Below are 23,429 nucleotides of genomic sequence, written 5' to 3'. Positions count from 1 at the left end.
AGCTCCTGCGTTTCTGGGAAATCCGGGACCGGCGCAAGGCCGATTTCCGATGCCCGACCAGCCTAGCCAGCACCTCGGGGAAGACCTATCGGATTTATCCGAAAACTCCCTGCCGACACCTCAGAAAGCGCCGCCCATCACATCCCTGAGGCCATTTAAGAAATCCATTCCGTGACCCTTGTCACGAAGTCAGCCGCGCTTCACACTACCGTCATCAACAGGGGCCCCTTCCACATGCGCACCTCCCTTCCACTGCAGCGTTCGACGCTGCTGAAGTTCTATTTTGCCGCCAGCTACGTGGTACTGATCGAGGAACTGGTCCGCGCATCGCTGAGTTGAGGTTTGGCCAGCGATGCTTGCCGCCGCTGCGGGGAGCGCACAGACTGTCGGTTTACGGCACGGAGCCGCACCCATGAAAGTCCTGTTCCTGATCCCGCTGCTGGCCCTGGCCGCGTGCGCCAGCCCGGAAAAGCCGGTCACCCATGACGCAGCCACGCCCGTGGTCGGTGGCGACCGCGATGCGCACGGATGCATTGGTTCGGCCGGCTATCAGTGGTGCGCGCACAGCCAGCGCTGCGAGCGCCCGTGGGAACTGGCGCAGGCACAGGGCCTGGCCAACACCGCCGAAGCCATCGATGCCTACTGCGCTACCCCGGCATCGCCGGCACGCAAGTAACGAATGCCCCCGATGACCGACCTGTCCCCGCTGCCCACACTGGCACCCGGCCGCTACCGCCACTTCAAGGGTGGCGAGTACGAGGTGATCGACATCGTCCGCAGCAGTGAAACGCTGCAGCCGATGGTTCTCTATCGCGCGCTGTACGGCGAAGGCGGCCTGTGGGTGCGTCCCTATCCGATGTTCATTGAACAGGTGCCCGGCGAGCACGGGCCGCAGGCACGCTTCGCCCGCATCGGCGACTGAACCGCGCGGCTCACGCCGCGCATGCTGAAGCCTTCCTGCGAGACGGAGCCCGCATGCGCCACACCCTGTTGATCGCCCTGTCGCTGGCCAGCACCCCCGTGCTGGCCGCAGAACCTCCCAGCTTCGACCGCCCCGGCATCGGCTTCGGTACCGACACGGTGCCGCGTGGCGGCCTTGCCGTCGAAGTGGGCCTGCCCAGCTATCAACGTGATCGTGATCGCGACGGCCTGCGTACGACATCGCTGTCGAGCGACCTGCTGCTGCGCACGGGCCTGGCCCCGGGCTGGGAACTGCAGCTGGCGTCCACACCGTGGCAGCGCCAGCGCGAACGTGGCCCGGACATGCCGCGCACGCAGCAGCGCGGCGCCGGCGACAGCACTGTCGGTGTGAAGTGGGCAGGTCCCGGCAGTAACGAGCGCACGGCCTGGGCGCTGCTGGCCAGCGGTGTGATCGCACGTGGCGATGCCGCCTTCAGCGATGGCCGTCAGTACGCGCTGGCCGCCAGCGTCGAACACACCTTCAACGACCGCTGGAGCGGTGGGCTGTATGGCAGCCATCAGCGCGGCGCAGGCGAGCGCAGCACGACCTGGTCGCCAAGTCTCGCGCTGAGCGTGACCGAGCGGCTGGGCACCTATCTCGAAGCCGGCTTTACCCACGCCAGGCAGCAACCCGACCAGGCCATCGCCGGCGCGGGCTTGACCTGGATGCTGCGGCCGAACGTGCAGCTGGACGCCTCATTCGACCTCGGCCTCAATCGCAACAGCCCCGACCTGCAGCTCGGCACCGGCATCGCGTTCTATCTGCAGTGACCTGCTGAACTGATCGTGCGCGTTGGGCGCAGCGCCCCGCGCTACAATCAAACCGTCCAGTCGGTTTTGTTCCCCATGCCAGAGTCCCCTCCCCGCTCCCGCCGCAAGGCGCCCGACAGCGTGCGCCAAGCGCTGCTGCACGCGACCGCCCACACCATCGGCCAGAATGGGCTGGCGGCCCTCACTGTGCAGGACGTCGCCGACGCGGCCGGTGTCAGCAAGGGCGCACTGTTCCATCATTTCAGCAGCAAGCAGGACCTGGTGGAGGCGACGCTGAGCTCGCTGATCGCCGACTTCGAGAACAGGGTGCGCGAGGTGCTGCGACAGTCCCCGGCCCGCCATGGCGGCTTCAGCCGTGCCTACGTGCAGGTGAATTTCGAACATCTACTGCAGCAGGAACAGATCAACGACATCGGGCTCACCATGGGCAACATGCTGGAGCCGGCACTGCTGGTCCACTGGCGCACGTGGATGCGCGGCATGCTGGCCGAGTTTCCGGATGAAGCCTGCGATCCGCGCCTGTACGCCGCGCGTTGCGTCGCCGATGGTTACTGGGCCACCGCCTATGGGCGGCCCTTGGACGAAGACGAACGGCAGAACGCCCAGGCCATGGCCCTGGAGGCACTGAAACTGTGCGAACCGGCATGAGCGGGAGGCTGCGATGAACCCCTATTTCTACCTGGCCGGCGCGATCGTGCTGGAAGTGATCGCCACGTCCCTGCTCAAGGCATCCGAAGGCATGACCCGCCTCGGCCCTACGTTGGGCGCGCTCGCCGGGTACGGCGTGTGCTTCTACCTGCTGTCGCTGACAATGAAGTCGATCCCCACCGGCATCGCCTATGCCATCTGGTCCGGTGTCGGCATCGTGCTGATCTCGCTGATCGGCCTGCTCGTGTTCAAGCAGCGCCTGGATGCGCCGGCGTTGATCGGCATTGGCCTGATCTGTGCCGGCGTACTGGTCATCAATCTGTTCTCACACAGCAGCGCGCATTGAGCGCGCCGCTGCACCAACTGCCGGGCTAGGCGACCTTTTTCGCGACAGTCATGCCGAGCACGAAAAGCACAACCGCAATGATGATGCCGGCCCAGAACAGGAACTTGGCGATACCCACGGCGGCACCGGCGATGCCGCCGAAACCCAACGCACCGGCGATCAGGCCGATGATGGCGAAAATGATGGCCCACTTGATCATGTCGATCCTCTCCCTGATGGGAATACTGAAGGTGCGATCAGGTTAGGCAGGCCGCGATGCCACACGCGTGAACAGCTAGCAGGCGCGGCGTGAAACGATCCGGCTCAGCGCGGCCGGAAGCGCAGCAGGGCCACTGCGAAGGCCAGAAACACGCTGCCGACCAGGCGTTCGAACCAGCGTTGCGCAAAGGGCTTTGCCAGCCAACGCCGCAACCCATGTCCGCCTGCGGCATACATCACGTACCAGAACAGTTCGCAGGTAGCGAAGGTAGCCACCAGCACCGTGTACTGCACGGCCTGGCCACGCGCGGGATCAACGAACTGCGGCAGGAACGCGGCGGCGAACAGCAGCAGCTTGGGATTGCTCGACCCCACCAGGAGGCCACCTCGGAACACCGCCCAGGCACCGTGCACTGGCACCAGCGATGCATCGACCTCCGTCACCGCCGGCGCCTGCCGGTAGCTGTCACGCCAGGCCTTGATGCCCAACCAGGCCAGGTAGGCCACACCCACATAACGCAGCACATCGAACAGCATCGGCGACGAGCGCAGCACCGCGCTCAACCCGGCTGCGGATGCTGCAAGCACCAGCAGCATCGCCAGCAGGCAACCTGCCATGGCGGGCACACTGCGACGGAAGCCCAGGCCGACACTGCGCCCCAGGATGTGCAGCATGTTCGGCCCCGGCGTGCCGCACAGCACGAACACTGTCGCCAGGAACCACCACCAGGTATGCAGGGCCATCACTTCGTCCACCGGAATAATCCCTGCAAGGATAGTGCGCAGCGACTGTCACCACCATGCACAGTCCAGGGTCGATTCGACGGTTACAGCGGCTGCGGCTTAGCCGCTGGCAACACGTGACGCGCGCAGCTCGGCCACCGCGATGCGCAGCACCCGCAGCGCCGAGCGCAGGAACACGACCAGCAGTGCGACCGCGACCAGCAGGTCCGGCCAACCGGCACCAAACAGGGCCACCAGCCCCGCCGCCAGCACCACCGAAATGCCCTCGAAGATATCGTTGCGCGCGCATTCCCAGGCCGATGCCAGGTTCACGTCGTCATTGCGATAGGGCGTCAGCAGCCACAGGCAGAAACCGTTCGCGGCAAGATTCAGCAGCGCGGCCAGGCCCATGCTTTCGAACAGGGGAACCTGCGGATGCGCCAGCCGCCATCCGATCTGTACCGCCACTGCGACCGCCGCCGCCAGGATCAGCACACCCTTGAACAATGCAACCCGCGCCTTGGCCGCCACGCCGGCGCCCACAACCAGCAGGCTCAGCAGGTAGGTGGCCGCGTCGCCCAGGTTGTCCAGCGCACCAGAGAGCAGCGCGGACGAGTGGCTGTACCACGCCGCGCCCACCATCATCAGGAACGTCGCCAGGTTGATCAGCAGCACGATCCACAGCACCCGCCGGTGGCGCGCCTGCATGGCCGCCACATCCAGCGTCTTGCCGCAGCCACAGCATTCGCCCATCGCCCTGCCCTCTGCTTGTCGTGGCCCATTATCGCGCCGATCAGGCGCTTCGGCAGCGGTTGCGACGCGATTGCGTGCGCCGGGCAATCCGGCACGCAGCATCCTGCCCTCCGTTGTGCTGCAATGGCACTCCCCGGCATGGAGACACGCATGAAGACGCTTGGCCTGATCGGTGGCATGAGCTGGGAAAGTTCGGCGCAGTACTACCGCCTCATCAACGAAGAGGTACGCACCCGGCTGGGCGGCGCACACTCGGCGCAGCTGCTGATGTGGTCGCTGGATTTCGCCCGCATCAAGCAGCTTCAGCACGATGGCGACTGGGATGCCCTGGGCAATGAGATGGTCGATGCTGCACAGCGGCTGCAGGCCGGAGGTGCCGAACTGCTGCTGATCTGCACCAACACCATGCACAAGCTTGTTGGCGGGATCGAGGCGGCCTGCGCGCTGCCGCTGCTGCATATCGCCGACCCCACCGCCACGGCGATCGTGCAGGCCGGTCTGCAGCGTGTCGGCCTGCTCGGCACGGCCTTCACCATGGAAGAGGATTTCTACCGTGGCCGCCTGAGCGAGCGTTTCGGCCTGGATGTCCTGGTGCCGGAAGCCGACGACCGCCGCGATGTGCACGCGATCATCTACGAAGAACTGATCGCCGGCGTGGTCAACGAGCGATCACGGCAGGTGTACGTCGAGGTGATTGAACGCCTCGTTGCCCGCGGTGCCGAAGCGATCATCCTGGGCTGTACCGAGATCATGCTGCTGGTACGTGCCGAAGACAGCCCGGTGCCGCTGTTCGATACCACGACCCTGCATGCGCGCGCGGCAGTGGACGCAGCGTTGGCATGACGCACGACGGGGTACGGCCGGTCACACGGGCGATTCCGGCTGTACCGCCAGCGAAGTGACCAGCCACTCCACCACCGGTGGCGAATCGCACAGGAAGAACACAGCGTCGCCGCTGCGGGCCTCGGTCAGCATCCGATAGACACTGATGGCCACGCCCGATTGGCTGGCAATGAAAATCTCACTGCTGCGCGGCCCGTCGGCCTGGCGGGAAACAAACCGCAAGGCATGGCGGGCCGCGACCGTATCTTCCGGCTCGGCTTCGCGGGTCAACTCCAGGCCACGCAGGCCCCACGCAACAAAAACACGCTTGCCCTTGAACGTCGTGTCCAGGACCTGCACTTCGGCCGTGCCTGCGCCGGCCGACCGATGAATGACGATACTGCTGATCAACGCAACCCCCTGTGGTCGTCGTGGTCCGCACATCCTTGTCCGCACCCGCGCCAGCGGCCACGGGCGACGCCCGCAGGCCGCGTCCGAAAGCGCTGGAACGTGTAAAAAACTGTAAACCGATGCAATCGGATGTGCCGGGGATGATACGGGATGTAATGCACTGCATGCGCCGCCGGACACTTATAAATCCGTCCTGAGCCAGCGCAGGCCCCCGTCGTCGCAGCGCGCCGCAGGTGCGCCATTCTTGCGTCCCATCCCCAACCCGAGGTTTCAATGAGCCTTCGCCTGCTACTGCCCTTGGGCGGTTCTGCGCTTGCCCTGCTGCTGGCCGCAACCACCGTCTCGGCCCAGGACTACGACAGCGAATCGTCGCCGCGCACGACCTGCGAATCACACTTCAACAAGACCCAGCAGTGCCCGTTTGAAGGTCGCGCGCGACTGGCCCGGCAGCTGTCAGTGACGCGATGCGTGGAAGACGACAACTGGGGACAGCGCCGCGGCATGCTGTGGGTCACCGATGGCTGTCGCGCCGAATTCGTCGCTGAAGAACGTGGCCACGGCCGTTGGCCTGGGCGTGACCGCGATCGAGATCGCGACGGCGAGCGTCTGGTCTGCGAATCCTACGAAAACAAGGAGAAGTACTGCCGCATCCGCGTCCGTCATGACGTGCGACTGGTCAAGCAGAAGTCGGTCACACACTGCACCGAGGATCGCAATTGGGGCTGGGACCGACGCGGCGTATGGGTCAGCGATGGCTGCCGCGCCGAGTTCCGCGTCTACTGAGCGCGACGGCTGCGGGCCCATCCCCGCTAGAATGAGGACCCCGCAGCAGGAAGCACCGCATGGAACGCTGGTATCTGGCAACGATGGTGTCCTTGCTGCTGCATCAGATCGATGCCGCGTTCTGGCAGGAGTGGCGGATGTTCCAGGTACCCGGCGGCATCCAGGGATTCCTGGTATTCAATCTGCTTGCCATTGGCGTCCTGCTGCACGGTTACCGCCAGGTCGTGCTTGGCCTGGCTTCTGCGCGCCGCTACGCGCAGCTGTGCGGCGGGCTGGGAATCGGTACCGCCCTCATCCACACAGGCTTCGCTGCGGCCGGTCGCGATGAATTCCATCTGCCGCTGTCACTGCTTACGCTTCTGGCCTGTCTGGTCAGCGGCTGCGGTCTGCTGCTGCGCAGCCGTCGGTGATGACCGCGCAGGCTCCAGCACTTTGCATACGCGCGGCCGCATGCACGGATCTTCCTGCACTGGTCGCCCTGGACAGCGTTGCGGCGCATGACACACGACGCGCCGTGCAGATCGGCCAGTGGTTGGCGGACGGCCACATGCACGTGGCCGAGCTCGATGGAAGGCTGGCCGGCTACCGCGTGCAGCATCGGCACTTCTTCGGTGAGGCCTTCATCGAGATGCTGATGGTGGCCGCGCCGCTGCGCAGACACGGCATCGGCCGTGCGTTGCTGCTGCATGCCACGTCGCGCAATGAAGGTGCCAGGCTTTTCAGCTCCACCAACCAATCCAACACCCGCATGCAGCGGCTGCTGGCAGCCGCTGGCTTCGTTCAGTGCGGGATCGTGCACGGCCTCGACGAAGGCGATCCAGAGCTGATCTACCGCTTCGCTGCTGGTGACGCGAGGCAAGGCGCGACCTTCGCTTCCAGCAGCGCCATCAACGCCGGATCCATGCAGCGATAGTCGTCGGGAATATCCAGGCAATGCAGCGGCGTGTGCTCGAGCAGGCGCGCAAAATTCGCCTGCAGCCGATGCTGGTGCTTGGGCTCCATCACGAAGATGACATCAGCCCAGCGGATATCCGCTGGGCTGATGGGTCGACGCGCATGCGGGCTGGTACCAGCAGAGCGCGCACTGAAACCCGGCCGACGCTGCCACATCGCTTCGGCGGTGGGGCTGCGCAGCTGGTTGCGGCTGCAGACAAACAACAGGTTCAACATTCCTGATCCAGCAGTTGCCGCGGGCTGAGGACCGGATAGGTGAAACCCAGCTGGCGCGCCCGCAGCAGCTTGTCGCCGCGCGTATACATCAGCTTCCAGTTCTTTTCCGGCTTGAAGATCGGCACAGGTGCCGTGTGGTCGCCGCCGTGATGGCGGGACTGCGAGCGCCTCCAGGCGCGGTTCCTTTGCGTTTCCATGATCGTGTTCTCGTGAGTACCGGGTTCAGCAGCCGCGGTAGTACGAGTGCGTGCAGGATACAACGCCGCAACAAAAAAGCCCACGCATCGCTGCGCAGGCTTGTCTGTTTCATCACAGTGGTCGGGACGGCCGGATTCGAACCGACGACCCTCTGCCCCCCAGGCAGATGCGCTACCAGGCTGCGCTACGCCCCGACTGATGCTGCGATGTACCCGCCAGTGCGGCGGGCCGTGAAGTATAGCGGATTACGGCGGAAATGGGTCAGCGACGCAGCAGTTGCAGCACTTCTTCCAGTTCCATCCGCACCTGCTTGATGATCTGGTTGCTCAAGGCCGATTCCTCGCGCGCATCTGGACCATCCAGGCGCAGGCGCGCGCCACCGATGGTGTAGCCCTGTTCGTACAACAGGCTGCGGATCTGCCGCACCATCAGCACGTCGTGGCGCTGGTAGTAACGACGGTTGCCACGGCGCTTGGCCGGCTCGAGACTGGGAAACTCGGTTTCCCAGTAACGCAGCACGTGCGGCTTGACGTCGCACAGTTCGCTGACTTCACCGATGGTGAAGTAGCGCTTGGCCGGAATCGGCGGAAGTTCGCGGTTACTGCCCGGATCCAGCATAAGCTTCCACCCTCTCCTTGAGCTTCTGGCCCGGACGGAAGGTAACCACCGTACGGGCGGAAATCGGAATTTCCTCGCCGGTCTTGGGGTTGCGGCCCGGGCGCTGGTTCTTGCGCCGCAGGTCGAAATTGCCAAAGCCCGACAGCTTCACCTGACGTCCCTGTTCCAATGCTTCACGCAGCACATCGAAGAACGCGTCGACGAATTCCTTGGCTTCCCGCTTGTTCAGACCGACTTCGTCGAACAGCTTTTCCGCCATCTCCGCCTTGGTCAATGCCATTGCCTGCTACCCCCGAGTGCTGCCCGCTCAGCCGCGGATCCGGGCGTGGTGTTCACGCTCGATGGCAGTGACCGCCTCGGCCACTACCGCTTCCACGTCGCGGTCCGTCAGAGTGCGCGACTTGTCCTGCAAAATCAAGCCCATAGCGAGACTCTTGAATCCCGGCTCGACGCCCTGGCCGACATAGCGGTCGAACAGGTTCAGCTCGCGCAGCAGCGGACCCGCAGCCTGGCGGATGGTCGCGGCGAGGTCACTCCAGGCCACCTGTTCAGGCACCAGGAAGGCCAGGTCGCGGCGCACCGCCGGGTAGCGCGACAGCTCACCGGCACGCGGCAGCGCACGGGCGGACAGCGCTTCCAGATCCAGCTCGAAGGCGTACACGTCCACGTCGATGTCCATCGCCTTGGCCAGGCGCGGATGGATCTGACCGATCCAGCCGATCGCCACGTCGTCGCGGAAGACTTCGGCAGAACGCACCGGATGGCCGTAGGCACGGGTGGACGGGCGGAACTCCAGCACCGCACCACTGGCAGCGGCCAGCGATTCCAGGTCGCCCTTCAGATCATGGAAATCGACCTTGCGGGTTGGCAGGCCCCACTGCACCGCCTGCGCGTCACCGCAGACCGCAGCGGCCACGCGCGCGGTTTCCAGCGGCGCCGGCTGCCCATCGCCGACCTGCTGGGCGAACACCCGGCCGATCTCGAACAGGCGCACGCGGCCCAGCTGGCGGGCAGCGTTGCGGCCCAGGGTGGCGACCAAGCCCGGCAACAGCGCCGGACGCATCACCGCCAGCTCGGCCGACAGCGGGTTGGCCAGCGGCACCAGGTTGTCGCGCAGCTGCCACTGGCTCAGCAATGCGTCGTCGACGAAGGCGAAATTGACGGTTTCCTGCAGATCGCGGGCCACCAGCTGGCGGCGCACGCTGAGCGTGTCCAGCTGGGTCTCGGTCGGCATCGCGACACGCGATGCGCCGCCCGGCAGCGTGGTCGGGATCTGCTCGTAGCCGTGGATACGGGCCAGCTCCTCGATCAGGTCTTCTTCAATGGCGATGTCAAAGCGGCGGCTCGGCGCGGTGACCTGCCAGCCTTCGCCAGCGGCCACCACCTGCATGCCCAGCGCGCGCAGGATGCGCTCGACTTCGGCGTCTTCGATGGTGATGCCCAGCACGCGGGTGATGCGCGCGCGGCGCAGGGTAATGGTGGCCGGTGGCGGCAGATCCGCCGCGTTCACCGCCTCGGTCACCGGCGCCGGAGTGCCGCCAGCCAGATCCAGCACCAGGCGGGTGGCGTACTCGATGGCGGAACGCGGCAGCGCCGGGTCAACGCCGCGCTCGAAGCGATGGCCGGCATCGGTATGCAGGCCCAGCTTGCGGCCACGGCCCATGATCGCGGCCGGAGCGAAATGCGCCGCTTCCAGGAACACGGCGGTGGTGGCATCGGTGACGCGCGTATCGAAGCCGCCCATCAGACCGGCCAGGCCGACCGCACGATCAGCGTCGGTGACCACCAGGAAGCTGTCGTCCAGCGCAGCGTCACGGCCGTCCAGCAGCTTCAGGCTTTCGCCGGCGCGCGAACGGCGCACACCGATCGTGCCCTGCAGTGTGCCCAGATCGTAGGCGTGCATCGGCTGGCCCAGCTCCAGCATCACGTACTGGGTGATGTCGACCAGCAGCGATACCGGGCGCACACCACTGCGGCGCAGGCGCTCGGCCATCCACAACGGGGTCTTCGCCGCGGCGTTGACACCTTCGATGACACGACCGAGATAACGCGGCGCTTCGGCACCGGCGTCGAGCTGGATTGCCAGCTCACGGCTGCCGCCGGCGACGACCGGCTCTGCAATGAAATCCAGCACTTCGCTGCGCGTCGCTGCAGCAACGTCATAGGCGATGCCGCGGATGCTGAAGCAATCGGCACGGTTGGGCGTCAGCTTGATTTCGATGCTGGCGTCCGGCAGGCCGAGGTACTCCACCAGGGACTGGCCGACCGGCGCGTCGTCCGGCAGCTCCAGCAGACCGGAGGCGTCGTTGTCCAGGCCCAGCTCCTTGGCCGAGCACAGCATGCCGTTGGACTCGACACCGCGCAGCTTGGCCGGCTTGATCTTCAGCTCACCGATCTGCGCACCGACCATCGCCAGCGGCGCGACCAGGCCCGGGCGCGCATTCGGCGCACCGCAGACGATCTGCAGCAGCTCAGCCTGCCCCGCATCAACCTTGCACACCTGCAGGCGATCGGCTTCGGGATGGCGCTCGGCTTCGACGATGCGCGCAACGACCACGTGCTGCAGGCCATCGCCAAGCGCGGTCACCTCTTCCACTTCCAGGCCGATGGCCGTCAGCACCGCGCTGAGCTCATCGCGCGAGGCAGTGGTCGGGACGTGGCTGCGCAGCCAGTTTTCGGAGAATTTCATGGGGTCACCCTGGTGGGCCCGGCGCCTGCGCCTGGGCTTCGGATTCAAGTGCAGCCGGGCATCGCCCGGCACGACATGGCTGTGGCTTACGCGAACTGCTTCAGGAACCGCACGTCGTTCTCGAAGAACGCGCGCAGGTCGTTGACGCCGTAGCGCAGCATCGCAAAACGTTCCACGCCCAGACCGAAGGCGAATCCGGTGTAGCGCTCCGGATCGATGCCAACGTTGCGCAGCACGTTCGGGTGGACCATGCCGCAGCCGAGCACTTCCAGCCAGCGGGTGCTGCCATCGGGCTGCTGCCAGGCGATGTCCACTTCCGCGCCGGGTTCGACGAACGGGAAGTAGCTGGGGCGGAAACGCATCTCGAAATCACGCTCGAAGAACGCGCGCACGAACTCGGACAACGTGCCCTTCAGGTCGGCGAAGGTCGAGTGCTCGTCGACCAGCAGGCCTTCGACCTGGTGGAACATCGGCGAATGTGTCTGGTCGCTGTCGCTGCGATAGACCTTGCCGGCGGCGATCATGCGCAGCGGCGGCCGGTGCTCGCCCATGTAACGCACCTGCACACCGGAGGTATGCGTGCGCAGCAGGCGACCGTCACCGAAGTAGAAGGTGTCGTGCATGGCGCGTGCCGGATGGTGCGGCGGGAAGTTCAGCGCCTCGAAATTGTGCCAGTCGTCCTCGATCTCCGGCCCCTCGGACAGCTCGTAGCCCAACCGACCGAAGATGCCGGTGATGCGCTCCAGGGTGCGGGTGATCGGGTGCAGGCCGGCGCGGTCGCCGTTGCGGCCCGGCAGGGTGATGTCGATCGCTTCGGCGGACAGGCGCGCATCCAGCGCGGCGTTTTCCAGCAGCGCCTTGCGCTCGCCCAGCGCGCTGCTCAGCGTGTCGCGGGCCTGGTTGATGGCCTCACCGGCCGCCTTGCGCTCGTCGGCCGGCAGCGCACCGAGCTGTTTCAGCTGCGAGGTGATGCTGCCGCTCTTGCCAAGCAGGGCCACGCGCAGCTGTTCCAGCGCGTCCGGGCTCTGCGCGGCGGCCACATCGGCCAGCGCCTGGGAAGTGAGGGATTGGATGTCGCTCATGGGTAGCCGGAACTCCAGTCGGTCTGCCATCGCGATGCGCGAAGGGCCGACCCCTGTCGCCACCGCCGTCCCCGCGCTGCCGCTGTGGCACGCAGGGACCCAAAAAAGAATGGGGAAGGACTTGCGCCCTTCCCCATGCATTGCCTCTACCTGACACCGTTCTCCGTGAACGGCAACGGCATCGGGAAGGACTTATGCCGCCAGTGCGCCCTTGGCCTTTTCGGCCAGTGCAGCAAAGCCAGCTGCGTCGTGCACGGCGATGTCAGCCAGAACCTTGCGGTCCAGGGTGATGCCAGCCTTCAGCAGGCCGTTCATGAAACGGCTGTAGCTCAGGCCGTTGATGCGGGCAGCCGCGTTGATGCGGGTGATCCACAGCGAACGGAAGTTGCGCTTCTTCTGCTTACGGCCGATGTAGGCGTACTGCTGTGCCTTGATGACCGCCTGCTTGGCGACGCGGAAGACCTTGCGACGGGCATTGTAGTAGCCCTTCGCCAGATCAAGGATTTTCTTGTGGCGGCGACGCGCCTGTACGCCACGCTTAACTCGTGCCATTTTTCAGTTCCTCAGAGGTAAGGGAGCATGCGGTCCAGACGGCCTGCGTCTTCTGCGCGGACGTGATTCGTCTGACGCAGGTTACGCTTACGCTTGGTCGCTTTCTTCGTGAGGATGTGGCTACGGTTGGCGTGGCCGCACTTGTACTTGCCCGAGGCGGTCTTGCGGAAACGCTTGGCCGCCGCCCGGTTGGTCTTGATCTTGGGCATTGCAATGTCCTTGATGGGATATGACCCTGGTTTCTGACTGATCTGGCGGCGGCCTGGGCCGCTCTTTCCGTCCTGCCATGATCGGCGTACGACCCGTCCTGGGTGGGTCGAGCCGGGCATGATACAGGCAAAACCGCCCTGTCACCAGCCCCCATACAGCTTTTCACCCGGAATCCGGCCGCGCCTGCCCCGGAAAAGCAAAAGGACGCCAGCGGCGCCCCTTCACTTTCATCCATTCAGCCGCCAGGCGCCCCGCGAGGCAGCCCGTCAGGCCTCAGGTCTTCTTCTTCGGCGCGATCATCATGACCATCTGACGCCCTTCCAGGCGCGGACGGGATTCGATGACGATGTCCTCGCCCAGATCGGTCTCGATCCGGCTGGCCATCTCGCGACCCAGTTCCTGGTGGCTCATTTCACGGCCACGGAAACGGATGTTGACCTTGATCTTGTCGCCATCTTCAAGGAAACCACGCATCTTGCGCAGCTTGATCTGGTAGTCGCCCTCGTCCGTAACCGGACGGAACTTCACTTCCTTGATCTCGACCTGCTTGGTCTTCTTCTTGGCCTCGCTGGCCTTCTTCTGGGCTTCGAACTTGAACTTGCCGAAGTCCATGATCTTGCACACCGGCGGGTCAGCCTGTGGCTGGATCTCGACCAGGTCCAGGCCTTCATCTTCGGCCATGGACAACGCTTCGTCTCGCGTCAACACGCCGATCATTTCTCCGTCACTGCCGATCACGCGGACGCGCGGCACACGGATTTCCTGATTCTTGCGGTTCTGTTTGTTGTCAGGGGTACTGATATTGCGATCTCCCAAGGGTGTCGAACCCGGCCCGGGCGCCAATGCGCACGGGCCGGACCTTTGTTTACGCGCCCTCGGCCTGGAGCCGCTCGGTGAAGGCCTGAAGGCTCATGCTGCCGAGATCTTCGCCAGAACGCGTACGCACCGCCACAGCGCCGTTTTCCTTCTCGCGGTCACCAATGACCAGCAGGTACGGCACGCGCTGCAGCGTGTGCTCGCGAATCTTATAGCCGATCTTCTCGTTACGCAAATCGGCGCTGACGCGGAAGCCTTGATCCGCAAGGCTTTTGGTCACCGCAGACACGTATTCAGCCTGCGCATCGGTGATATTGGCCACCACCACCTGGGTCGGCGCCAGCCAGGCCGGGAACTGGCCGGCATGGTGCTCGATCAGGATGCCCAGGAAGCGCTCCATCGAGCCGACAATGGCCCGGTGCAGCATCACCGGATGCTTCTTCTGGCTGTTTTCATCCACGTATTCAGCGCCCAGACGGCCCGGCATCATGAAGTCGACCTGCATGGTGCCCAGCTGCCAGGTGCGGCCGATGGCGTCCTTCAGGTGGTACTCGATCTTCGGGCCGTAGAAGGCACCCTCGCCCGGCAGCTCCTGCCATTCCACCCCGCAGCTGGCCAGTGCCGAGCGCAGCGCGCCCTCTGCCTTGTCCCAGGTGGCGTCATCGCCCAGCCGCGATTCGGGGCGCAGCGCGATCTTGACCTGAATCTCCTCGAAGCCGAAGTGCTGGTACACCGCCAGCGCCTGCTGGTGGAACGCGGTCACTTCCGCCTCGACCTGGTCTTCGGTGCAGAACACGTGCCCGTCGTCCTGGGTGAAGCCACGCACGCGCAGGATGCCGTGCAGCGCGCCGGAGGGCTCGTTGCGGTGGCAGGCGCCAAACTCACCGTAGCGGATCGGCAGATCGCGGTAGCTGTGCAGCCCCTGGTTGAACACCTGCACGTGGCCGGGGCAGTTCATCGGCTTGAGCGCGTAGGTACGCTTCTCGGACTCGGTGAAGAACATCGCGTCCTGGTAGTTGTCCCAGTGGCCCGACTTCTGCCACAGCGACACGTCCAGGATCTGTGGGCAGCGCACTTCGCCGTAGCCGGTGCTGCGGTACACCTTGCGCATGTACTGTTCGACCACCTGCCACAGCGCCCAGCCCTTCGGATGCCAGAACACCAGGCCCGGGGCCTCTTCCTGCAGGTGGAACAGGTCCTGCTGCTTGCCGATGCGACGGTGGTCGCGCATTTCCGCTTCTTCGATGCGCTTGATGTACGCATCGAGCTGCTTCTTGTCGGCCCAGGCGGTGCCGTAGACGCGCTGCAGCTGCTCGTTCTGCGCGTCGCCGCGCCAATAGGCGCCGGAAATGCGGGTCAGCTTGAACGCCTTCAGGAAGCGCGTGTTCGGCACGTGCGGACCACGGCACATGTCCACGTATTCCTGGTGGTAGTACATGCCCATCGCCTGGATATCGTCGGACATGTCTTCGATCAGGCGCAGCTTGTAGTCCTCGCCACGGGCCTTGAAGATCTCGATGACTTCGGCACGCGGCGTCACCTTCTTGATGACGTCGTAGTCCTGCGCGATCAGCTCGCCCATGCGCTTTTCGATGGCCGCCATGTCGTCCGGGGTGAACGGGCGCTCGGAATAGATGTCGTAGTAGAAGCCCTCGGCGATCACCGGGCCGATGACCATCTTCACGTCAGGATAGAGCTGCTTGACCGCGTGACCGACCAGGTGGGCGCTGGAGTGGCGGATGATCTCCACGCCCTCCTCGTCCTTGGCGGTGATGATGCGCAGGGAGGCATCGTGGTCGATGACGTCACTGGCATCGACCAGCACGCCATCCACCGAACCGGCGATGGTGGCCTTGGCCAAGCCGGCGCCAATCGACTGGGCGACGTCCATGACGCTGACGGGATGTTCGAATTTGCGGCGGCTGCCGTCGGGAAGGGTAATCGTGATCATTGCAATGGCTTCATGCGGGGCCCGCCGGGCGGGCTGGAAAGCGCTCCCGGGGCGACGCCCGGGCAACAAAAAAGCGCCACGAGGGCGCCTGGAACACAGGGCCTTCGGGGCAGGTCAACAGTGGGCGGTGGTAGTGCTCATGTCGCACGCTCGGCCGGCGCAGTGCGCGGGCCACCTTGGTTCCAGGATGAGATTGCCCATGATCTTAAACCAGTGGCCGACAAAGCCCAAGTGGCCCCTGAATGGCGCTCGCTGGCGGCGTGAAAACGCAATGATTACCATGTCCGCGCAGCCAGCCTCCGTGTCGGCGTGCCCGCTTCCCCCAGGACCCTGCAATGCGCCACCCGCCCCGACCGGCGTCTGCCGGTCCCGCCCGTGCCCCGCGTTCACCGGCCGTGTGCCGGGCCCGGAGCCCGCAATGATCACCGTTGGCCTGTCGACCCTTGGCTTCTGCAGCCTTGGCATGCTGTCGGCGATGTTTTCCGCGCTGGCCTTCTATGCCGCCTCATCGCACTGCCGTTGGCCACGCCTGCGCCGTGCCGGCCGTCTGGGCCGGCAGATCGGCCTGGTCGCTGCTGTCGCCGCACTATGGCTGTGGATGGCCGAACTGGGCTTTGCCGCCGGCCTGGTCGCGATGCTGTGCACCTGGATGCTGGCGGCCATGCTGCTGCCCGCGCTGGCCGCGTGGCACCGCCCCGATGTGGAGCCCCGCTGATGTGGCCGCGCGCGCTGGCTGGCATCTTCGCCGGCTTCTTCCTTGCCGCAGCGGCGACCGGCCTGGTCGCATGGCTGCCGCCGGGCCCCTGGCAGAAGGCCCTGGTGCCGAGCCTGATCGCGTTCGTTCCGTTGTGGATGCTGGCCGCGCTGTGGGCCTTCAGTTTCCGCAGCTCGTTGCGCGCCTGGCTGACCCTGGCCGGTTGCGCGGCCCTTGGCTTCGCCGTACTCGGCCTGCTGCGCCTGACCGGCGCGGTGCAATGAGATCGACCGCATGAAATTCAGTTCACAGACCCTGCGCACGTTCACCACGCTGCACACCTGGGTAGGCTTGGTCGCCGGCTTCGGGCTGTTCGTGGCGTTCTATGCCGGCGCGCTGACCCTGTTCCACCACGACCTCCCGCTGTGGCAGACGCCTGGCGCGGCAACCGCACTGCCGGCCGGCCTGGATGATGCGCAGTACCTGCTCGACGACGTGCTGGCCACGCATGCGGAAGCGCGTCGCCACGTTGGCATGACCTTCCCCGGCGCCGATCATCCGCGACCGCTGGCGTACTGGCAGGCCGAAGACGGCAGCTGGCGCTATGCATGGCCGGGACAGATCAGCGGCAGCCCGACGCCACCGCAGACCGGGCTGGCCGAACTGGTCAACGAACTGCATTACAGCCTGGGCCTGCCGGTGGCCGGCATCTACGTGATGGGCATCGTCAGCCTGCTGTACGGCATGGCCCTGCTCAGCGGCCTGGTGATCCACCTGCCCAAGCTGCTGGGCGATCTGTTCGCGCTGCGCCCGGGCCGCAATCTGAAGCAGCAGTGGCAGGACGCGCACAACGTGATCGGCGTGCTCAGCCTGCCGTTCCACCTGATGTTCGCGGTGACCGGCGCCCTGCTCTGCCTGGTGTTCATGCAGATGGCCGTACTCAATCCCCTGATCTACGACGGCAAGGCCCTGCAGGCGGTGCCGACGGCGATGGATACGGCGCCGCTGCGCGAAGCCAGTGGCATCCCTGCTGCGCCGGGCAGCCTGCGCGAACTGCACGCGCGGGCGCTGGAAGTGGCGCGCGCGCAGGGCGTGGCCAACTTCGAACCGGCCTATCTGAAGCTGGCCAATGGCGGTGATGCCAACGCGACCATCGAGATCACCGGCGAGGCCAGCGGCACGCTCGGCCCGCTCGGCGCTGTCGCGCTGGATGTCGAAAGCGGCCGCCTGCTGGCGAGCCAGCTGCCCGGCCAACGCGATGCCAACCACGCCACCCTCAGTGCGGCCTATGCCCTGCACTTCGGCGAATTCGGCAATGGCGTGGTGGTCTGGCTGTATTTCCTGCTCGGCCTCGGCGGCGCCTTCCTGTTCTATTCGGGCAACCTGCTGTGGATCGAATCGCGCCGCAAGCGCCGCCAGCCGCAGCAGTCACGCGCCGCCGTCAACATGGCGCGGGCCACGGTCGGTGTCTGCATCGGCCTGTGCGTGGCGATCTCGGTAGCGTTCGTGGCCGCACTGGTGCTGGAGCGGATGGCTCCGACGGCGGTCGACCACGGCATCCGCTGGGCCTGCTTCGTGACCTGGGCGGCGTGCGCGCTGTGGGCCGCCCTGCGCCGTCCTGCACAGGCGGCACGCGAGCTGCTGTGGGCCGCGGCGATCAGCACCGCGCTGGTGCCGGTGGCGCACGGTGCCCTCAACGGTGACTGGCTGTGGTTGGCCGCCGCACGCGGCCACTGGCCGTTGTTCTGGATCGATGCGATGGCACTGGCAATGGCGTTCGGCTTTGCCCGGCTGGCGGTGGCCAGCCAGCGCCGAGCCCGCAGGGGTGACCCCAACAGCGTATGGGCGAATTGACAATCCGCCATCGATGAACGGATTGCAGCGCCGGGCCAAGCCCGGCGTTGCCAGCACGGTCAGTCGCCGACGCGGGCTTTCTGCCACGGAGCAAGCATGGCGTTGAGCAGGCTGGCCTGCTCGTCGTCACCGGTCAGCTCCCACATGAAGACACCGGCCAGGCCTTGTTCGCGCGCGAACTGCGCACGCAGGCCGATCGAACGCGGGTCTTCATAGCTGATGAAAATCTTCTCTGCCGGGTTGTACAACCACGGGCTCTGCGCCTGCGGCTGCCAGTATTTGTCCCAGCCCGGCTGGTCGAGATAGCGCGCCTTGATCACCCGCCAGTCACCGGCATCGGCCGGAGCGCTGTAAGCCTGGTACAAGCCGTCTGCCGATTCACCGGTGACCTTGAAACCGCGCCCATAGAACGGCACGCCCAGCACCAGCTTGCTCGCCGGCACACCCCGCTCGCGGTAGTACTGCACGGCACCAGCGACGTTGTTCCAGCGCCGCAGTTCCGGCGCCAACGGGTCGGCAGGCACTTCATGCAGGGGGGCATTGAAGGTCGATACCGACGAGAAGCCGGTGCCCATGTCGTAGCTCATCAGGTTGATGAAGTCGAACACCTTGGCCAGCGCTGGCAGATCGTAGCTGGCGGCGGGATCGTACGGACCGTCTGTCTGCAGGCGGCCAGCCGCCAGCGCCGCGGTCAGCAGCATCGGCTGCCCCGCCTTTCTGCCACGTGCATCAAGCGCCACGCGGAAGGCCTGCGCCAGCTTCGTCAGGTTGGCGCGATCCTGCGGGCGGTGCGCCAGCTCCTTCGGGCCACCGCTGACGGGAAATTCCCAGTCGATGTCCACGCCATCGAAGCTGCCAGCATGACGCTCGAAGAACAGCGCCATGCACGAATCAACCAGGCGCCTGCGGCTGGCCTCGGTCAGCGCAGCATCGGAGAATCCGCCCGCGCCCCACCCCCCAATCGAAATCAACGTGCGCAGATGCGGATGCCTGCGCTTCAGCTCGGCCAACGCAACGAAGTTGGCCGACGCCTCGGCACCAATCGCACAGCGTCCATCCTCGATGGTGGAAAACGCATAGAACAGATGGGTGAGTCGCTCAGCCGGGATGCTGGACACCGGATAGCGCTCGGCCGATCCGCCCGGATAGTACGCACCGAAGATCGGCGGTTGCGCTGGCGCCGCCGGCGCTGCGATGGGCAGAGCGGCGGCAACCAGCACTGCAAGTACGGCCATGGTCTGGCGGAACATGGAAACTCCCGGGTCGAAGGCGCAGCCACGTTAGCAAACAGATCGCTGCAGCGTGCGGATGTCCGCGCAAGTCGTCCGCTGGACAGCAGCCAGCCACTGGAAGCTGACACGACCATGGCGGCGCAACGTCGAAAGCACGTCACTGCAGGACAACACACGACCCGCCTGAGCTAAGGTGGCGCAGGATCTTCAATGACACACGGACATGACCACAGACCACGACGCAGACGACGAACTGCTGGACGATGAAACCCTCGAGAAGCTGCAGGCAATGGAAGCGCGTGCCTATGCGGCGTTCGATGCTGGCGACCTGGCGGACGCCGCCACCCTGTTCGGCGAGCTGATCGCAGTCACACCCGACATCCCGCACCTGCACTACATGCGCGGGCTTGCACACAAGTACCTGCGCGATTGGCCGCTGTCGCTGCAGGACAACCTTCGTTCAGAGCAGCTGCGTGATGGCCTCGATGAGGGCACCGCATGGAACGCTGGCATTGCCGCTACCGGTGCCGGTGACTGGGCGGAGGCGCGGCGGCAATGGACCCGTTGCGGCATCACACTCCCCGAAGGCGAAGGCCCGATCGACGGCAATTTCGGCGTTGCCTGTGTTCGCCTGAATCCATGGTCCAGCGGCGAGACTGTGTACATGCGCCGGCTGGATCCGGTGCGCGCGCGGCTGGAGAACGTGCCGCTTCCAGAAAGCGGGTTCCGCTTCGGTGACATCGTGCTGCACGACGGTGCATCCACCGGGCGCCGCACCTATGGAGAGCGCGAAGTGCCGGTGTTCAACGCCATGCAGCGCCTGCAGCAGTCGGACATGGCGACCCATGCCGTGTTCGTGCAATGCGATGGGCCGGAGGACATTGCCGCGCTGCGGGCGCTCACGTTGCCCGGTATCGGCCTGGTCGAAGACTGGACCCATTCGGTACGCCACCTGTGCCTGCGCTGCAGCTATGGCACGCCGCACCAGCACGGCGACGACCGCCACGATGGTGACGAGGCCTGGGCGCGCGAACGCAATCTCGGTATTGCCGCGCAGGGCCGTGCCGCCGTGGAGAAGCTGATGGCGGTATGGACGTCAGCAGGCCGTGGGCGCGTACTGGAGTCGATTGAACACCGTGAGCATCCGCTTCCGGACCCGGAGCCTGGCCAGGTGTGGTGGCTGGGGCAGGAAAATGCAGAGGAACCGTCGCCGTAGCGCTACGCCTGGTGGGTGTTGCAGGCAAAGAAAAAGCGGGCCGAAGCCCGCTTTTTCATTTCGGTGTGTCAACCAAGGTTGACACCTACCGGAATCGAGGCGTGTCAACCAAGGTTGACACACACCATCGATTACTCGGCGCTGGCGCCTTCGCCTTCCTCGACGGCCTTCATCGACAGGCGGATACGGCCCTGCTTGTCGACTTCCAGCACCTTGACCTTGACCACATCGCCTTCCTTCAGCACGTCGCCGACCTTCTCGACGCGGTCGCTGGAGATCTGCGACACGTGCACCAGGCCGTCCTTGCCCGGCAGGATGGTGACGAACGCACCGAAGTCCATGATCTTGGCGACCTTGCCTTCGTAGATGCGGCCCGGCTCGACGTCCGAGGTGATCTGCTCGATGCGGGCCTTGGCAGCCTGGGCAGCGATGGCATTGACCGACGCGATGACGATGGTGCCGTCATCCTGGATGTCGATCTGGGTGCCGGTTTCCTTGGTGATGGCCTGGATGGTGGAACCACCCTTGCCGATCACTTCGCGGATCTTGTCCGGGTGGATCTTGATGGTCAGCAGACGCGGCGCGTAGTCCGACAGCTCTTCGCGCGGAGCGGTCAGGCCGTGGGCCATTTCGCCCAGGATGTGCAGACGGCCAGCCTTGGCCTGCTGCAGCGCCTGCTTCATGATCTCTTCGGTGATGCCTTCGATCTTGATGTCCATCTGCAGGGCGGAGATGCCCTCAGCGGTACCGGCAACCTTGAAGTCCATGTCGCCCAGGTGATCTTCGTCACCCAGGATGTCGGACAGGACGACGAAGCGATCGCCTTCCTTGACCAGACCCATGGCGATACCGGCAACCGGTGCCTTCACCGGCACGCCGGCGTCCATCAGGGCCAGCGACGAGCCGCAGACCGATGCCATCGACGAGGAGCCGTTGGATTCGGTGATTTCCGACACGACACGGATGGTGTACGGGAAGGATTCCAGCGACGGCATCACTGCCAGCACGCCGCGCTTGGCCAGACGGCCGTGGCCGATCTCGCGACGCTTCGGGCCCATCATGCGGCCGGTTTCACCCACCGAGTAGGGGGGGAAGTTGTAATGGAACAGGAAGTTCTCTTTGTACTCACCGGAGACGGCATCGATGACCTGGCCGTCACGGGCGGTGCCCAGGGTGATGGTCACGATGGCCTGCGTTTCACCGCGGGTGAACAGCGAGGAACCGTGGGTACGCGGCAGGATGCCGGTCTTCACTGCGATCGGGCGGACGGTGTCCAGCGCACGGCCGTCGATGCGGACCTTGGTGTCCAGCACCGAGTTGCGCATGGTGCTGTATTCCAGCTCGCCGAACTCCTTCGACAGCTCGGCCGGGTTCCAGCCGTCGGCGGCAACGCGGCCCGCCAGCGACTCGGTCACGTCCTTCTTGATCGCCGAGATGGCGTCGCGGCGCTGCAGCTTGTCGCGCACCTGGAAGGCTTCGCCCAGGCGCGGGCCGATGGCTTCCTGCAGGGCGCTGATCAGCGCGGTGTTCTTGGCCGGGGCTTCCCAGGTCGACGGCTTGGTGCCGGCTTCGACGGTCAGCTCGTTGATGGCGTTGATGACCTTCTGCATTTCGCGGTGACCGAAGGTCACAGCGCCCAGCATCACGTCTTCGGACAGCAGCGCGGCTTCGGATTCCACCATCAGCACAGCATTGGCGGTACCGGCAACGACCAGCTCCAGCTCCGAATCCTTCAGTTCGGTCACGGTCGGGTTGAGGATGTACTCACCGTTCTTGTAACCGACCTTGGCGGCGGCGATCGGGCCCTTGAACGGGGTACCGGCCAGCGACAGCGCAGCCGAGGCACCGATCAGCGCCGGGATGTCACCGTCGATGTCCGGGTTCAGCGACATCACCGTGGCGATGATCTGGACTTCGTTCTTGTAGTCTTCCGGGAACAGCGGACGGATCGGGCGATCGATCAGGCGCGAAATCAGCGTCTCTTTTTCGGTCGCGCGGCCTTCGCGCTTGAAGAAGCCACCCGGGATGCGGCCACCGGCGTAGAACTTCTCCTGATAGTCACAGGTCAGGGGGAAGAAGTCCTGGCCCTCACGCGCGCTCTTGGCGGCAACGGCGGAGACCAGCAGCACGGTGTCGTCGAACTTGACGATGACGGCGCCACCGGCCTGGCGGGCGATTTCGCCGGTCTCAAGCGTGACGGTGTGCTTGCCGTACTGGAAGGTTTTGGTGATTTTTGCCACGGATGGGTGTCCTTGGGGATGCTGTCTGCGAATTGGACCGTCGGCGACCCTTGCCGCCAGCGGGTGACCGGATCGTTCCGGTCTGAATCGGGAATTACGGTGCTACAAAACAAAACCGCGGCGCATCGCTGCGCCGCGGGGGATTCGTTGCTTAGCGACGCAGGCCAAGCTTCTCGATCAGGGCCTTGTAACGCTCGACGTCCTTCTTCTTCAGGTAGTCGAGCAGGCTGCGACGGCGATTGACCATCTGCAGCAGGCCGCGGCGGCTGTGGTGATCCTTCTTGTGGGTCTTGAAGTGGCCGGTCAGCAGTTCGATGCGGGCGGTCAGCAGTGCAACCTGGACTTCCGGGGAGCCGGTGTCAGCCGAGCTGCGCTTGTTGTCTTCAATGACCTTCTGGGTGTCGATCGACATGTCTTTTTTCTCTGTGATGCGTGGCCGGCAGGAACGCGCTTTCGCGCACCGCCTGGCTCGCCGTGGACTACAAGGATGAA

The 23,429-nt window shown here is 65.3% G+C and carries 29 protein-coding genes and 1 tRNA gene; 13 read left to right on the top strand and 17 right to left on the bottom strand.

The genetic code is table 11. The annotated features are described in order from the left end of the window. The first annotated feature begins 412 nt into the window (after positions 1-412). The 5 genes from HUT07_RS05790 (at position 413) to HUT07_RS05770 (ending at position 2,725) form a co-directional block, all read left to right on the top strand. Entirely contained in the window at positions 413-676 is a 264-nt protein-coding gene (locus tag HUT07_RS05790) for a hypothetical protein (protein ID WP_176020119.1), read from the top strand. Between the two features lie 12 nt (positions 677-688). After that, positions 689-922: a DUF1653 domain-containing protein gene (locus HUT07_RS05785; protein ID WP_176020118.1), complete on the top strand. Its 234-nt coding sequence runs from the start codon at positions 689-691 to the stop codon at positions 920-922. Between the two features lie 53 nt (positions 923-975). Continuing rightward, positions 976-1,731 carry a transporter gene (locus HUT07_RS05780; protein WP_176020117.1) on the top strand — a complete coding sequence of 252 codons (756 nt, stop codon included), beginning with the start codon at positions 976-978 and terminating at the stop codon, positions 1,729-1,731. A 75-nt stretch (positions 1,732-1,806) separates the two neighbouring features. Further along, positions 1,807-2,379, top strand: a complete 573-nt coding sequence (locus HUT07_RS05775; protein ID WP_176020116.1) for a TetR/AcrR family transcriptional regulator — start codon at positions 1,807-1,809, stop codon at positions 2,377-2,379. Positions 2,380-2,392: 13 nt separating this feature from the next. Beyond that, entirely contained in the window at positions 2,393-2,725 is a 333-nt protein-coding gene (locus tag HUT07_RS05770; protein WP_089236273.1) for an SMR family transporter, read from the top strand. A 25-nt stretch (positions 2,726-2,750) separates the two neighbouring features. On the opposite strand, the gene HUT07_RS05765 is transcribed toward HUT07_RS05770, so the two are convergent. From HUT07_RS05765 to HUT07_RS05755, 3 genes are all read right to left on the bottom strand, one after another. After that, positions 2,751-2,924, bottom strand: a complete 174-nt coding sequence (locus HUT07_RS05765; RefSeq protein WP_025876319.1) for a DUF1328 domain-containing protein — start codon at positions 2,922-2,924, stop codon at positions 2,751-2,753. A gap of 104 nt (positions 2,925-3,028) precedes the next feature. After that, positions 3,029-3,667, bottom strand: coding sequence for a LysE family translocator (locus tag HUT07_RS05760; RefSeq protein WP_176020115.1), 639 nt, complete (start codon positions 3,665-3,667; stop codon positions 3,029-3,031). Positions 3,668-3,766: 99 nt separating this feature from the next. Beyond that, positions 3,767-4,399 (bottom strand): cation transporter, encoded by a 633-nt coding sequence (locus HUT07_RS05755; RefSeq protein ID WP_176020114.1) that lies wholly within the window; start codon positions 4,397-4,399, stop codon positions 3,767-3,769. A 150-nt stretch (positions 4,400-4,549) separates the two neighbouring features. Between HUT07_RS05755 and HUT07_RS05750 the strand changes: the two genes are divergently transcribed. Then, positions 4,550-5,242, top strand: coding sequence for an aspartate/glutamate racemase family protein (locus HUT07_RS05750; protein ID WP_176020113.1), 693 nt, complete (start codon positions 4,550-4,552; stop codon positions 5,240-5,242). 21 nt (positions 5,243-5,263) lie between these two features. On the opposite strand, the gene HUT07_RS05745 is transcribed toward HUT07_RS05750, so the two are convergent. Next, complete coding sequence (locus HUT07_RS05745; protein WP_176022485.1) at positions 5,264-5,665, bottom strand: hypothetical protein; 402 nt, start codon at positions 5,663-5,665, stop codon at positions 5,264-5,266. Positions 5,666-5,905: 240 nt separating this feature from the next. On the opposite strand from HUT07_RS05745, the gene HUT07_RS05740 reads away from it, so the two are divergent. Genes HUT07_RS05740 through HUT07_RS05730 form a run of 3 tightly spaced genes read left to right on the top strand, consistent with a single transcriptional unit; the run spans position 5,906 to position 7,328 of the window. Continuing rightward, complete coding sequence (locus HUT07_RS05740) at positions 5,906-6,415, top strand: DUF3011 domain-containing protein (protein WP_176020112.1); 510 nt, start codon at positions 5,906-5,908, stop codon at positions 6,413-6,415. 59 nt (positions 6,416-6,474) lie between these two features. Continuing rightward, the gene (locus tag HUT07_RS05735; RefSeq protein ID WP_176020111.1) at positions 6,475-6,825 is read left to right on the top strand and encodes a DUF6713 family protein; all 351 of its coding nucleotides are present in this window, start codon (positions 6,475-6,477) and stop codon (positions 6,823-6,825) included. After that, complete coding sequence (locus HUT07_RS05730) at positions 6,825-7,328, top strand: GNAT family N-acetyltransferase (RefSeq protein WP_176020110.1); 504 nt, start codon at positions 6,825-6,827, stop codon at positions 7,326-7,328. The genes HUT07_RS05735 and HUT07_RS05730 overlap by 1 nt, the downstream gene beginning before the upstream one ends. A 250-nt stretch (positions 7,329-7,578) precedes the next feature. On the opposite strand, the gene HUT07_RS05725 is transcribed toward HUT07_RS05730, so the two are convergent. The 10 genes from HUT07_RS05725 to thrS all read right to left on the bottom strand — a co-directional run bounded on the left by HUT07_RS05725 (position 7,579) and on the right by thrS (position 15,701). Further along, entirely contained in the window at positions 7,579-7,782 is a 204-nt protein-coding gene (locus HUT07_RS05725) for a hypothetical protein (protein WP_100460897.1), read from the bottom strand. 118 nt (positions 7,783-7,900) lie between these two features. After that, positions 7,901-7,977, bottom strand: a tRNA-Pro gene (locus tag HUT07_RS05720). 67 nt (positions 7,978-8,044) lie between these two features. Continuing rightward, positions 8,045-8,401 (bottom strand): MerR family transcriptional regulator, encoded by a 357-nt coding sequence (locus tag HUT07_RS05715; protein ID WP_005410431.1) that lies wholly within the window; start codon positions 8,399-8,401, stop codon positions 8,045-8,047. Beyond that, on the bottom strand, positions 8,382-8,681 hold the full coding sequence (locus HUT07_RS05710) for an integration host factor subunit alpha (RefSeq protein WP_005410432.1): 300 nt from the start codon (positions 8,679-8,681) through the stop codon (positions 8,382-8,384). The genes HUT07_RS05715 and HUT07_RS05710 overlap by 20 nt, the downstream gene beginning before the upstream one ends. 27 nt (positions 8,682-8,708) lie before the next feature. Then, the gene (gene pheT / locus HUT07_RS05705; protein WP_176020109.1) at positions 8,709-11,090 is read right to left on the bottom strand and encodes a phenylalanine--tRNA ligase subunit beta; all 2,382 of its coding nucleotides are present in this window, start codon (positions 11,088-11,090) and stop codon (positions 8,709-8,711) included. A gap of 86 nt (positions 11,091-11,176) precedes the next feature. After that, on the bottom strand, positions 11,177-12,172 hold the full coding sequence (pheS, locus tag HUT07_RS05700) for a phenylalanine--tRNA ligase subunit alpha (RefSeq protein ID WP_176020108.1): 996 nt from the start codon (positions 12,170-12,172) through the stop codon (positions 11,177-11,179). Positions 12,173-12,364: 192 nt separating this feature from the next. Then, entirely contained in the window at positions 12,365-12,724 is a 360-nt protein-coding gene (gene rplT, locus HUT07_RS05695; protein WP_005410435.1) for a 50S ribosomal protein L20, read from the bottom strand. Between the two features lie 11 nt (positions 12,725-12,735). Next, entirely contained in the window at positions 12,736-12,933 is a 198-nt protein-coding gene (gene rpmI, locus HUT07_RS05690) for a 50S ribosomal protein L35 (protein ID WP_002811096.1), read from the bottom strand. A 274-nt stretch (positions 12,934-13,207) separates the two neighbouring features. Next, a complete protein-coding gene (gene infC / locus HUT07_RS05685; protein ID WP_176020107.1) occupies positions 13,208-13,750 on the bottom strand; it encodes a translation initiation factor IF-3 in 543 nt (180 codons plus the stop codon). 49 nt (positions 13,751-13,799) lie between these two features. Beyond that, a complete protein-coding gene (thrS, locus tag HUT07_RS05680; protein WP_176020106.1) occupies positions 13,800-15,701 on the bottom strand; it encodes a threonine--tRNA ligase in 1,902 nt (633 codons plus the stop codon). 418 nt (positions 15,702-16,119) lie between these two features. Between thrS and HUT07_RS05675 the strand changes: the two genes are divergently transcribed. Genes HUT07_RS05675 through HUT07_RS05665 form a run of 3 tightly spaced genes read left to right on the top strand, consistent with a single transcriptional unit; the run spans position 16,120 to position 18,249 of the window. Next, the gene (locus HUT07_RS05675; protein WP_176020105.1) at positions 16,120-16,416 is read left to right on the top strand and encodes a hypothetical protein; all 297 of its coding nucleotides are present in this window, start codon (positions 16,120-16,122) and stop codon (positions 16,414-16,416) included. Next, positions 16,416-16,679, top strand: a complete 264-nt coding sequence (locus tag HUT07_RS05670; RefSeq protein ID WP_176020104.1) for a hypothetical protein — start codon at positions 16,416-16,418, stop codon at positions 16,677-16,679. The genes HUT07_RS05675 and HUT07_RS05670 overlap by 1 nt, the downstream gene beginning before the upstream one ends. Before the next feature lie 10 nt (positions 16,680-16,689). Further along, positions 16,690-18,249 (top strand): PepSY-associated TM helix domain-containing protein, encoded by a 1,560-nt coding sequence (locus tag HUT07_RS05665; protein WP_176020103.1) that lies wholly within the window; start codon positions 16,690-16,692, stop codon positions 18,247-18,249. Positions 18,250-18,308: 59 nt separating this feature from the next. Here HUT07_RS05665 and HUT07_RS05660 read toward each other — a convergent pair whose 3' ends face one another. After that, entirely contained in the window at positions 18,309-19,499 is a 1,191-nt protein-coding gene (locus HUT07_RS05660; RefSeq protein WP_176020102.1) for a glycoside hydrolase family 18 protein, read from the bottom strand. Between the two features lie 205 nt (positions 19,500-19,704). Here HUT07_RS05660 and HUT07_RS05655 point away from each other — a divergent pair, with 205 nt between their 5' ends. Continuing rightward, positions 19,705-20,697, top strand: coding sequence for a hypothetical protein (locus HUT07_RS05655; protein ID WP_176020101.1), 993 nt, complete (start codon positions 19,705-19,707; stop codon positions 20,695-20,697). Positions 20,698-20,828: 131 nt separating this feature from the next. Here the strand turns inward: HUT07_RS05655 and pnp are convergent, their stop codons facing one another. Next, a complete protein-coding gene (gene pnp, locus HUT07_RS05650) occupies positions 20,829-22,937 on the bottom strand; it encodes a polyribonucleotide nucleotidyltransferase (protein WP_176020100.1) in 2,109 nt (702 codons plus the stop codon). 151 nt (positions 22,938-23,088) lie between these two features. Next, the gene (gene rpsO, locus HUT07_RS05645) at positions 23,089-23,349 is read right to left on the bottom strand and encodes a 30S ribosomal protein S15 (protein WP_005410445.1); all 261 of its coding nucleotides are present in this window, start codon (positions 23,347-23,349) and stop codon (positions 23,089-23,091) included. Positions 23,350-23,429: the final 80 nt, after the last annotated feature.

The organism is Stenotrophomonas sp. NA06056 (genome assembly GCF_013364355.1).
Taxonomy (GTDB): domain Bacteria; phylum Pseudomonadota; class Gammaproteobacteria; order Xanthomonadales; family Xanthomonadaceae; genus Stenotrophomonas.
This window is presented reverse-complemented; position numbering and strand designations above follow the sequence as displayed.